Here is a 12,126-nt window from a genome sequence, read left to right on the forward strand (position 1 = left end):
ATTCTTCTTTTCTTTGTTTCTTCTTTGTTGTTGTTTGTTCTTCGCTTTTTGTGGATCTTGGTGGTGTTATATTGTGATAACCTATTTGACTCTGACTTTCAAGCGTAATTTACACATTCTCTCGTTTGTCTTTGTCCTTTTTTTGGCATTCATAACCAAATCAGTTATGACTAAGACCCAACAGCAGAGCCATACCCAGCTCGATACCCTCAAAGTAGCAGATTGTCTCACTTAATGACTAACCGCTACCGCCCCTTTGAGTAGATTTTTTGCTACTAATAACTCAGCAATTTGTATTGCATTCAAGGCTGCGCCTTTGCGGACTTGATCCCCGCACAGCCACAGTTCCAAGCCACACGAGTTAGAAATATCCTGACGAATTCTCCCTACCAAAACTTCATCTCGACCTGTGGCTTCAATCGGCATTGGGAAATGGTTTGCCTTCCAATCTTCTACCAATTTCACACCCGGTGCCTGACTGAGAACTTCTCTCGCTTTCTCTGGGCTAAATGGTACCTCAAATTCTAGGTTAATCGCTTCCGAATGGCTACGTAGTACGGGAACCCGTACACAAGTTGCAGTGATTCTGATATCCTGACTCCCAAAGATTTTGCGAGTCTCGTTAACCATTTTCATTTCTTCCTCACAATACCCAAACTCGTTCAAAGGGGTGTTGTGCGGGAAGACATTAAATGCTAATGGATAGGGAAATACTTCAGCTACAGGTTGCTTACCTTCTAAAATAGCACTTGCTTGAATTTTCACTTCTTCCATTGCCTTAGCACCAGCACCACTGGCTGATTGGTAAGTTGCAGCCACAAGGCGCTGTACTGGTGATACTTTATGTAGGGGCCACACTGCCACAGTCATCAAAATCGTTGTACAGTTGGGATTAGCAATGATACCTTTGTGGTTCGCTGCTGCTTCTGGATTGACTTCTGGAACCACCAAAGGAACTTCCGGATTCATGCGAAACGCACTGGAGTTATCAATCACCACAGCACCCGCCGCGACCGCTTTTGGTGCCCAAGTTTTTGAGATGGAACCACCTGCACTCGCAAGCACCAGATCCGCATTCTCAAAGGCTTTTTCACTCACTGCTTCTACTGGCAAATTTTCCCCTTGAAAAGGCAGTGTTCGCCCTGCACTGCGTTCTGATGCCAATAACCTTAAATCAGAAACAGGGAAATTACGGTTCTCCAATAATTCCAGCAACTCTTGACCAACCGCACCAGTTGCTCCCAAAATAGCTACCCTGTAGGATTTAGACAAATTGACTTCCTCCTTTACGAGATGTTCTGTGCAATTTCTTCTAGAAATTCAAAGCTTAAATGGCAATAGCAGACATTAAATAAACTTTTTAATAGTTTTCTTTATTGAAAAAATGGTTGTAATTCTTAATCTAATACATTTCTTTTGTTACTCATGCTGATTCGTATGGCAATTTACAATACTTGATGACGAAACTTTTTTTTGAAAATTAAGACTTCTATTATAGAGTAGATCATCTTTCAACATCTGGATGAGCTAAACTTTTGCATAACTCAAAACTGGTTTTATCCTTCAATAGATGCGTTGTCAAGATGATTGGTGTACTATGATTCAATGGACTAAGAAGAGCATTGCAATAATAACCTATTCTCACAACACAGGAGCTAGGCAATCATCAGCGCTCAGTTCGACATAGCAGCCAGCCCCAATGCGACAACCTTAGCGTGCAACAGTGCTAGTTGAGAACCAGGATATCACGGTGTTAGCCCTTTGGGAAAAAACAATTTGGAGTTGAGAACAGGAAACTAGTTTGCGCTCAAATGTCAAGTTTTTTGACAACAAAAGTAAACTAAATAAGTGTTATAAGCAGACCCTGGTGCACTTGGATATAATCAAGCCATGTAGCCACCTTGAATCCAAGTCAAGAAACTTTAACTTAAAGACGCAAATTTTGGCGTCAGTAGACAACAAGTAAAAAGAAATACAAATAATAGAGACGAAGCATGAAAGTCACCCAGGAAAAACTTCCCGCCAGTCAAATTGGTCTGGAAATAGAGATTACGCCAGAAAAGACCAAGGAAACTTACGAAAAAGTTGTTAAGAACTTAGCAAGTACTGCAAATATTCCTGGGTTTCGCAAAGGCAAGGTACCTCGGCAGATACTTCTGCAGCGCCTTGGCACAACTAGAATCAAGGCAGCTGCGCTAGAAGAAGTCATTCAATATGGCATTGAGCAAGCACTCTCACAAGAAAAAATCCAGGTGCTCGGTCAACCACAGCTACGCTCTTCTTTTGAGGAATTGATTAGTAATTATGAACCAGGAAAAGCGCTGATAATTTCTGCATTTGTAGATGTGGAACCAGAACCAAATTTGGGTGAATATACGGGCTTGCAATTCAAAGCTGAGGAAGTGAAGTACGATCCACAGCAGGTAGACAAAGCCTTAGAAGACGAACGCCAACAAATGGGAACATTAATTCCTGTGGAAGGGCGATCAGCGCAAATAAATGATGTGGCTGTGGTAGATTTCAAAGGAGTTATTGCTGCTTCTGTTGGTGAAGACGAAACTGCTGAACCCCAGCCAATACCGGGGGGAGAAGCAACTGATTTCCAATTGGAGATGCAAGAAGACAAATTCATTCCCGGCTTTGTCACAGGGATAGTGGGGATGAATCCTGGAGAAACCAGAGAAATCTCTGCTCAGTTTCCAGATCCTTATGTTAACGAAGATCTAGCAGGAAAACCCGCAGTTTTCACTGTCACCCTTAAAGAACTCAAGGAAAAAGAACTGCCTGAATTGAATGATGACTTTGCCCAAGAAGTCGGCGATTATGATACTTTGGACGAATTGCGCAATTCTTTGGAAGAGCGCTTTCAAAAAGAAGCCCAACAGAAAACAAAATCGCATCAGCAAGAAGCCTTGTTAGCTGAACTGCTCAAGCATGTGGAAGTTGACTTGCCTGAAACGATGATTCAACAAGAAGTCAATGAGATGCTGACGCAAACAGCTATGCGGCTTTCTCAGCAAGGGCTTGATGTCAAAAAGTTATTTACTCAAGATGTGATTCCTCAGTTGCGGGAGCGTTCTCGCGGTGAAGCGGTTGAGCGCATTAAACGTTCTCTAGCGCTTATGGAAGTTGCTAAACGCGAGTCCATCGAAGTGAGCGCAGATCAAATCGAAGCCAGAGTCAAAGAATTGATGGAGCAGTACTCTGAAAAAGATGTTGATGAGAAAAGAATGTTTGAGGTTGTAGAAAACGAATTGTTGACCGAAAAAATCATCGATTGGCTTCTAGAACGCTCAACAATTGAGTTGGTACCTGAAGGTTCTTTGAGTACAGTAGAAACTGAGACTGAAGAAATCACGGTAGATGAACCAGTTGCAGCAACTGAAACTGTAGAACAACCTCTTCTGGCTACTACTGAAACTGCGTCTGTTGACACAGAGTCAACACAGGGATAATAGATGATAAGGGGATAAGGATAAACAGAGTGAGAAGTTTCCCTCCCTCACTCCCTGATTCTCCCCCATCTGCCTGTCCGAAGGTAGAAGTTTAAGAAACTTTATTTGAGTACCAGTACACATCACCGTCTTGGTTTGATACTGTTTTACACGATAGGAATTTATATAAGGCATAATGGTTAACACATAGCCACATCAAAAATCAGGCTCATCAAAAAGGCCGCACTTGCTGTCAAAATTATTGTTACACTTAGTGTAAAACGTTCTTTTATGCTTGTATCACAGTCGGGAAACTACCAACCTAACAGTTTGAGTGACTTTAAACTCTACTCCCTAAACAGTCCTAGCAACATCGTCCCGATGGTGGTCGAACAATCGGGTGTGGGAGAACGTGCCTTTGACATCTACTCTCGCTTGCTACGGGAACGGATTATCTTTTTAGGAACGCCAATAGACGATAACGTTGCCAACTCAATTATTGCCCAGTTGTTGTTTCTAGACGCTGAAGATTCAGAAAAGGACATTCAACTGTACATTAATTCTCCTGGTGGCTCCGTGACAGCAGGTATGGCAATCTACGATACCATTCAGCAGATTCGTCCTGATGTGGTCACCATATGTTTTGGATTAGCCGCAAGCATGGGGGCGTTCTTGTTAACCGCAGGAACCGCTGGTAAACGGATGTCTCTTCCTGATTCCCGGATTATGATTCACCAACCACTAGGCGGTGCACAAGGGCAAGCCGTTGACATCGAGATACAAGCCAGAGAAATTCTTTATCATAAGTCTAAGTTGAACCAGTTACTCGCTCAGCACACTGGTCAACCGTTAGAAAGAGTTGAAGCCGATACTGAGCGCGATTTCTTTATGTCGGCCCAAGAGGCAAAAAACTACGGGTTGATTGATCAAGTCATCTCCAGGCAAAATCTTCCCTCACCAGGGGAAAACGTCACCATTCTGAAATAAGAGGCTGGTATGTCTAAGTACGACTCCCATTTAAAATGTTCGTTTTGCGGAAAGTCTCAGGAGCAGGTACGTAAATTAATCGCCGGACCGGGAGTCTACATCTGCGATGAATGCGTTGACTTGTGTAATGAAATTCTGGATGAGGAGTTACTCGACACAAATGCGGCTGCATCATCGCAGCCAGCACCCAAGTCAGAACCACCACCAAAACGCCGTGCCCGCTCCTCTAATCTCTCATTGAATCAAATACCTAAGCCACGAGAGATTAAAAAGTACCTAGATGAACATGTCATCGGTCAAGACGAAGCTAAGAAAGTGCTTTCAGTCGCAGTTTACAACCATTACAAGCGGCTATCACTGGTTCAGTCTAAAGGCAGTGGCAAAGGTTTGGATGATGCGGTAGAACTGCAAAAATCTAATATTCTGCTTATTGGTCCCACAGGCTGTGGCAAAACTTTACTAGCGCAAACTCTGGCAAAAATTCTTGATGTGCCTTTTGCTGTTGCTGATGCCACAACTCTAACAGAGGCAGGCTACGTGGGAGAAGATGTAGAAAATATCTTGCTGCGATTGTTGCAAGTTGCAGACTTGGATGTCGAAGAAGCGCAGCGCGGAATTATCTACATCGACGAAATAGATAAGATTGCTCGCAAGAGTGAGAACCCCTCAATTACCCGAGATGTCTCTGGTGAAGGCGTACAGCAAGCTTTACTGAAAATGTTAGAGGGGACAGTTGCCAATGTACCACCCCAAGGAGGACGCAAGCACCCCTATCAAGACTGCATACAAATTGATACGAGTAATATCTTGTTTGTCTGCGGCGGTGCTTTCGTTGGCTTAGAAAAAGTTGTAGAGCAGAGAACTGGCAAAAAGTCGATAGGCTTTGTACAACCAGGAGAAGGTCAGTCCAAGGACAAGCGTACAGCTGACACTCTGCGCTATTTAGAACCGGATGACCTCGTGAAGTTTGGGATGATTCCGGAATTTATTGGACGGGTGCCAATGGTAGCGGTGGTAGAACCGCTGGATGAAGAGGCGCTGATGGCAATTTTGACCCAACCGCGTAGTGCCTTGGTCAAGCAGTACCAAAAGCTCCTGAAGATGGATAACGTCCAGTTAGAGTTTAAACCAGAGGCTCTGCGAGCTATTGCTCAAGAAGCATACCGCCGCAAAACCGGCGCGAGAGCGCTGCGGGGCATTGTGGAAGAATTGATGCTGGATGTGATGTACGAGTTGCCTTCGCGTAAAGATCTCACTCGTTGCACAGTCACGCGGGAAATGGTAGAGAAGCGTTCTACTGCCGAACTACTGATGCACCCTTCCACACTACCTAAGCCAGAATCAGCTTAATTGTTATTAGTCATCAGTCATGAGTAAAATACTGTTAACTCTTGACTTTTGACTTTTGAAAAATGTCCTACACAAATGTTCGTGGTACTGAGCATTACTACGAGTGGATAAAGAAGCCATCAGATAGTGAGGACAAACCTGTGATGGTTTTTATCCACGGCTGGGCTGGCTCTTGTGGGTATTGGCAGGGTACTGCTCATGCTTTATCAGAACAATTTGATTGCTTACTTTATGATTTGCGGGGATTTGGGCGTTCCTATGGGCAACCAAGCGTAGCCAAAGCGAGTGAATCTGTCGTTGAGTCTATTGAGTTGGAGTCACCGCAGGCAGAATCTGTAGCAATTCAAAAGTTAACTTATGAGTTAGAGGAATACACAGACGACTTAGCAGCTTTGCTAGATAAGTTGCACATTCAACGCGTATATATTGCTGCTCATTCGATGGGCGCATCCATTGCTACTTTGTTTCTTAACCGTTACCCACAACGAGTGAAAAAAGCGATTTTGACCTGTAGTGGTATTTTTGAGTACGACGAAAAAGCATTTACAACTTTTCATAAGTTCGGTGGCTACGTGGTCAAATTTCGTCCAAAGTGGCTGGATAAAATACCGTTTGTTGACCGGATGTTTATGGCACGATTTCTGCATCGTTCCATACCAGCGGCAGAACGTCGGGCTTTCTTACAAGATTTTCTCAAAGCAGACTATGATGCTGCTTTAGGCACAATTTTTACATCTGTGAGTAAAGCCGCAGCTGAATTGATGCCACAGGAGTTTGCTCAACTGAGCGTGTCTACGCTACTGGTGGCGGGTGAGTATGACAAAATTATTCCAGCCCAGATGGGTCGTCAGGCAGCTGCACTTAACGATAAAGTTGAGTTTGTCATGATTCCAAATACGGCTCATTTCCCAATGTTGGAAGATGCACCTACTTACCTCAAACGGGTGCAAGAGTTTTTGCAATAGTCAACAGTTAACTGTTAACTGTTAACTATTATTTATTACCCCAACCCTAACTCCCGTTTGAGCAAGTTAATCGAGTTACTACCGATAAAATTGTCACCACACATCAGCTTGGGTGGACGAATAATGTCTTCATGAACGACTTGTATAGCTGCTTGCACCGCAGCAAAACTGGGTTTATCGGTGCAAAAAATCACCTGTGCCCGCTTCACCATCGCCTGAAGTTTGTAGGCATCTTTTGGTTGCGAAGTCATCACGAGTATTTCATCACCTCGTAAACCGTGGATGATAACTTCTGCAGCTCGAAGCCAGCCAGGACTGAGGCTGACGATCGCAAGACAGCTGTCTTTTGGTAGATTTTTAAATTGGTTGTACTCTTTGGCATAGTCTTGTATGTCAAGGGGAATGACGCGCACAGCTTTCGGCGCTGCGATCGCTTCCACTTCCCCAATAAAATACCGATGTGTGACTACTGTAGCTGAGGAAGTTTGATTTAGCACAGCAGCTAATTCTTCCATAGCTACCAACTGTACTGGTATTTTGAGGGATTCTTCCAATTCATGCACCATCAATTCTCCAGCACCGATGTCTTGAGTCGGAGCTGTTACCAGCACCCTCGCGCTACAACGCAAACGCCAATCAATTTCAGCTAAGAATATCTCACGCGATTGATTAAGCGAGCAGCCTTGGGAGAGCAGTTCGTCAACTGCTTGCTGGACAACTTTGTATGCTTGAGGATATTGTTTGAGAATTGGCGATTGTAGCTTACCACCACCCTCATGACCTTGAGCGCGAACGTAGATTCCTGAGCCAGCAAGACTTTCTACAAATCCTTCCTCCTCTAATTGACGATAAACCTTGCTGATAGTATTGCGGTGCAACCCAGTCTGCATTGCCAATGCCCGCGTACTGGGCAGTTTGTAAGCCGGAGGATACTGTCCAGAGGCGATCGCAAATTGGATTTGATTAAACAGCTGGGTTGATGCGGGGATTTCACTGTCTGGCTGAATACGAAACTGAATCATTACCGAATCTCCTGCGTGATAATGGCTCTTATTGACCAGCTGTGACTGCTAAGCTTAAAAAGAACTCAGTTGTCAGAACGCAGAACTCAGAATACATCACGGCAAGCGCTCTAAGGAGGAAACCTCCAAGACGAGCCACTGCTGCAGGAGGGTTTCCCTCCGTAGGCATGTGGCGTCCGCGTTGCCTCCCCATAAATAAATCGCGCTGCGCCGCGTAAGCCTTGTGTGGCGTTCTGGGATTTAAATAAGGACGCTTTGTTTTTAAGCCCTGCAGGCACGCCAAAGGCGAACGAACGACGTGCCTTAAAACAATTCTTTTTCTTTTTTCAATAAATGAATAATGGTGCTAGCAACATGATTCCTTATTCCTATTCTGACTACTGAGTTCTGAGTTCTGAGTTCTTTCTTCCGTCAAATATTTTACTCATATATTGAATTTCTCTATTGAAAAATTCTGGTGCGATTGTTACTTGTAGTTGATAATTTGATTGGACATTAGCTTGAGCGATCAACATATCTATATAGTCACAGAGAACTGGTAAAAACTATTATGGCAGAGCTAGCAATACATACCACAACAGTTAATCTTTCGCAAGATCATTTGCAAATACAGGCATATCTGGCACAGCCTTCTGAAGAAGGTTCTTACGCAGGAGTTGTAGTTTTACAAGAGATTTTTGGAGTCAACTCCCACATTCGCGATGTAACAGAACGTATCGCCAAAGAAGGTTATCTGGCAATTGCACCCGCACTTTTCCAAAGAGTTGCCCCTGGATTTGAAACTGGCTACACTGCAGAAGATATAGAAGTGGGTAGACAATACGCACAGCACACAAAAGCTTCAGAACTATTAAGCGACATTCAAAAAGCCATTGACTATCTGAAAACTTTACCGAATGTAAAGCAAAACGGCTTTGGTTGCATCGGCTTTTGTTTTGGTGGTCATGTTGCTTATCTTGCTTCTACTTTACCAGAAATCAAAGCCACCGCTTCCTTCTACGGTGCTGGTATCACGACTCGCACACCAGGAGGTGGGAATCCCACTATCACGCTTACCCCAGATGTTAAAGGCACGCTTTACACCTTTTTTGGCATAGAAGATGCTAGTATCCCACAGGAACAGGTAGACCAAATTGAGGCAGAGTTAGAAAAATACAACATTCCTCATCGTCTCTTTCGCTACGATGGAGCTGACCACGGATTTTTCTGCGACCAACGTCCCAGTTATAATTCTATAGCCGCAGCCGATGCTTGGGAGCAGGTAAAACAACTGTTTAAACAACTATAACTATTCAATTGATTTACGTCCGCTTTGCTTTAAGCTAGTCCCTAGTCATGAGTCATAACCAATGACTAAGGACAGTTTTTATAAGCAATCATAGTCACTCGAATAGTGTTGTTTGGTGTTGAATCAAACTTCAGTGGCGTTAGCTAGAATAGCAATTTATCTTTAAGAGTCATGGATTCCGAAGCCAAGTTTTCTCAAAAAGCCGATTCGTCATTTACAATGGACGACTTTGCCAAAGCACTCGAAACACACGATTATCAGTTTCAAAAGGGACAAGTGGTGCATGGCAGAGTATTCCAACTTGATTCAGATGGGGCATATGTCGATATTGGTGGCAAATCGTCAGCGTTTATTCCCCGCGATGAGGCTTCTTTGAGAGCAGTAACCAATTTATCGGAGGTGCTGCCACTAAATGAGAGTTTAGAATTCTTAATCATCAGAGATCAGGATGCAGAAGGTCAAGTCACCCTTTCGCGACGGCAATTAGAAATCAAGCAGATTTGGGAACGACTGGCGCAAATGCAAGAGAATTCCCAAACGATACAAGTGCGGGTAATAAATTTAAATAAGGGTGGAGTGACTGTTGATGTGCAGGGTTTACGAGGATTTATTCCGCGATCGCACTTGGTTGAGCGAGATAATTTAGAAGCACTCAAAGGTCAATCTCTCACTACTGGCTTTTTAGAAGTTAACCGTACTAACAACAAGCTTATTCTTTCCCAGCGCATCGCAACCCAATCTGCTAGCTTCAGTATGTTAGAAATTGGTCAGCTAGTGTCCGGAAAAGTAACTGGTATCAAACCCTTTGGCGTGTTTGTAGATTTAGATGGCACAAGCGCTTTGCTGCATATTAAGCAGGTGAGCCAGAAATTTATTGACAATTTGGAAAAAGTGTTTCAGCTCAGTCAACCAATAAAAGCTGTCATTATAGATTTAGATCAAGGCAAAGGTCGGGTTGCTCTTTCCACTAGAGTTCTGGAAAATTTCCCTGGTGAGATGCTAGAAAATATGGACGAGGTGATGGCATCAGCCCAGGCGCGTGCAGAACGAGCAAGGAACAAGGTTTCAGAATAGGTATTTGTTAGTCTTTGAAGATTTAAGGCGGTGCGATTCGCTCTTTGGGGCGATGGCTTCGCCGGTTCTACGTCCGAGGCACGAAGTGCCTCCCCTGAACTCCGTTCAGGGAGCCAATCTCCGATTGGCTGGGCGTATACGGACAGATAGCTCCTAGATTGGGAACTCAGCATGTAGTCTTTCATAGTAGCTAACAGATAGTTGCCTTGGTGACGACGTATCGGGGTGTGCCTCTACGCTGCTACCTGGATTAAACAGAGCTGCTTTCAGGTATGCGGGTAAATAAAATCTCTTTCACAGTCGGTTCTAGGGGAACCGTCAGGCTACTAATATTGCCTTTGGTATCAGTTAAGAAAGACATTAGTTTTGGTTCATCAAACAACTCATATTCAACAAAAATGTCATAGTGATAGTGTTCTAATTTATAAATATTTGAATTATGAGTTGCTATTAAACGATTATCATTAATTTTAACTGATAAGATTCCGTATGCTGGATGCTCAAAATTACCTGTGTAATCTTCTAGAGGATGAGAAGGCTGGGTTGGAGTTTTACGATCTGAAGCGATTTGCTCCCTAGCTTTTGCAGTAGCTTCTTTAGCTTGAGCATATTTTTCCTTCATTCGTTCATTCCAAGAAGCTTCGTCTAAACCGAGCAAACGGTCACATACATAATAAGTCACAGTATGTATGACTGGATTATCATCCATATTAGTCAGAACTACTATACCAATATTGTCTTGAGGCAGCAAAGTTGTCCGCGCAGAAAATCCATTAATATTACCGCCATGCTGAATTAAATTATGACCTCTGTAAGCGCTAATAAACCATCCCAAACCATAAAAATAATAAAAAAGTTCATTATATTCCAGCGTTTGAGTGATCACGATTTGTGGAGAGTGCATCTGTTGCAGATGACTTTGTGAGATAATTTCTTTCTCGCCATACTTACCCTGATTAAGATGGAGTAAAAGCCACTTAGCCATATCAACAACATTGGAATTTATCGAACCTGCTGGACCAATAACATCGACATTACAAAAGGGGATTTTCTCAACTTTGTCGTCTTTTTCTGCATAAGGAAGTGCAAAATCAGCAGCTTTTTGGGATTTTTCTACAGAGAAATTACTGTCTCTCATTTCCAAAGGATTAAAAATTTCCTGTTGCACAAATTCTTCCCAGCTACTCCCTGCAATTTCACCAACCAAGTAGCCAGCACTCATGTACATCAAATTTTGATACTGAAAAACAGTACGCAATTCGTGAGTAGGTTCGAGATATTGTAAGCGCTCGATTATTTCTTGACGCGTGAAGGGACTTTGAGACCACATAGCATCATGACGGGGTAAGCCAGACCGATGAGTCACGAGGTCACGGGGCGTGATATGTTCAGTTGCATAAGAGTCATAAAGTTTAAAAGTGGGCAGATAATTTCTGACAGGTTTATCCCAGTCTAATTTGCCCCTTTCTACCAAGATACTCATCGCCATTGTGGTAAAGGGTTTTGTACAAGAACCAATTGCGAAGAGAGTTTGTGGTGTAACAATTAAATTTTTTTCTACGTCTCGCTTGCCAAAGCCTTCAGAAAAAATGATTTGGCTATCTTTAACGATGGCGATAGCCAGCCCAGGTACTTTCCACTCTTGCATCGCCTCATTGATAAATTCACTCAGACCTTGCATGGTGACTGTTCACACCTCCCAATAAAAAAGCATCTTCAATTCAGTCAAACGACTTTTAAGTTTAAGTTATTTAACGAGTTGCGGTACAATCCTGAAAAATATAATCCTCCTGTTCTGGTAATGGAGCGATCTGCTGAAAGCAGCAGCGCTAGCCCCGATAGGCGTAGCCGTGCCGCAGGCATAGGGGGCGCTACGCAAACGCTATCGCCCAAGGGGAAGTTTTCGCGAGTCGTCGCCACTTCCCCTTTCCGTAGTAAATATTGCACAACGCAGGTTCTAAGAGAACTTGCCAATATTCATTGGCAAAAAGTTCTACTACATCCGT

General features: G+C 43.4%; 11 protein-coding genes. 6 read left to right on the forward strand and 5 right to left on the reverse strand.

What is annotated here, in order from left to right:
- Positions 1-231 precede the first annotated feature (231 nt).
- Positions 232-1,272 (reverse strand): aspartate-semialdehyde dehydrogenase, encoded by a 1,041-nt coding sequence (locus DP114_RS32160; protein ID WP_169264754.1) that lies wholly within the window; start codon positions 1,270-1,272, stop codon positions 232-234.
- Positions 1,273-1,994: 722 nt separating this feature from the next.
- Between DP114_RS32160 and tig the strand changes: the two genes are divergently transcribed.
- The 4 genes from tig (at position 1,995) to DP114_RS32180 (ending at position 6,736) form a co-directional block, all read left to right on the forward strand.
- Positions 1,995-3,455, forward strand: a complete 1,461-nt coding sequence (tig, locus tag DP114_RS32165; protein WP_169264755.1) for a trigger factor — start codon at positions 1,995-1,997, stop codon at positions 3,453-3,455.
- Positions 3,456-3,725: 270 nt separating this feature from the next.
- Entirely contained in the window at positions 3,726-4,421 is a 696-nt protein-coding gene (clpP, locus tag DP114_RS32170) for an ATP-dependent Clp endopeptidase proteolytic subunit ClpP (RefSeq protein ID WP_171978054.1), read from the forward strand.
- 9 nt (positions 4,422-4,430) lie between these two features.
- The gene (gene clpX / locus DP114_RS32175; protein ID WP_169264757.1) at positions 4,431-5,771 is read left to right on the forward strand and encodes an ATP-dependent protease ATP-binding subunit ClpX; all 1,341 of its coding nucleotides are present in this window, start codon (positions 4,431-4,433) and stop codon (positions 5,769-5,771) included.
- A 62-nt stretch (positions 5,772-5,833) separates the two neighbouring features.
- Positions 5,834-6,736, forward strand: a complete 903-nt coding sequence (locus DP114_RS32180) for an alpha/beta fold hydrolase (protein WP_169264758.1) — start codon at positions 5,834-5,836, stop codon at positions 6,734-6,736.
- Positions 6,737-6,771: 35 nt separating this feature from the next.
- Here DP114_RS32180 and DP114_RS32185 read toward each other — a convergent pair whose 3' ends face one another.
- Both DP114_RS32185 and DP114_RS34575 read right to left on the reverse strand, forming a co-directional pair.
- Entirely contained in the window at positions 6,772-7,758 is a 987-nt protein-coding gene (locus DP114_RS32185) for a GntR family transcriptional regulator (RefSeq protein WP_171978055.1), read from the reverse strand.
- A gap of 28 nt (positions 7,759-7,786) precedes the next feature.
- Positions 7,787-7,951 carry a hypothetical protein gene (locus DP114_RS34575; RefSeq protein ID WP_216669953.1) on the reverse strand — a complete coding sequence of 55 codons (165 nt, stop codon included), beginning with the start codon at positions 7,949-7,951 and terminating at the stop codon, positions 7,787-7,789.
- Between the two features lie 357 nt (positions 7,952-8,308).
- Here DP114_RS34575 and DP114_RS32190 point away from each other — a divergent pair, with 357 nt between their 5' ends.
- Both DP114_RS32190 and DP114_RS32195 read left to right on the forward strand, forming a co-directional pair.
- Complete coding sequence (locus DP114_RS32190) at positions 8,309-9,046, forward strand: dienelactone hydrolase family protein (protein ID WP_169264760.1); 738 nt, start codon at positions 8,309-8,311, stop codon at positions 9,044-9,046.
- A 171-nt stretch (positions 9,047-9,217) separates the two neighbouring features.
- Entirely contained in the window at positions 9,218-10,120 is a 903-nt protein-coding gene (locus tag DP114_RS32195; RefSeq protein WP_169264761.1) for a S1 RNA-binding domain-containing protein, read from the forward strand.
- A 250-nt stretch (positions 10,121-10,370) separates the two neighbouring features.
- Here the strand turns inward: DP114_RS32195 and DP114_RS32200 are convergent, their stop codons facing one another.
- Together DP114_RS32200 and DP114_RS32205 are read right to left on the reverse strand one after the other, a co-directional pair.
- The gene (locus tag DP114_RS32200) at positions 10,371-11,801 is read right to left on the reverse strand and encodes a serine hydrolase (protein ID WP_171978056.1); all 1,431 of its coding nucleotides are present in this window, start codon (positions 11,799-11,801) and stop codon (positions 10,371-10,373) included.
- 44 nt (positions 11,802-11,845) lie between these two features.
- Complete coding sequence (locus DP114_RS32205) at positions 11,846-12,094, reverse strand: hypothetical protein (protein WP_172195369.1); 249 nt, start codon at positions 12,092-12,094, stop codon at positions 11,846-11,848.
- Between the last annotated feature and the right edge of the window lie 32 nt (positions 12,095-12,126).

Origin of the sequence: Brasilonema sennae CENA114, assembly GCF_006968745.1 — a bacterium.
In the GTDB taxonomy this organism is placed as follows: domain Bacteria; phylum Cyanobacteriota; class Cyanobacteriia; order Cyanobacteriales; family Nostocaceae; genus Brasilonema; species Brasilonema sennae.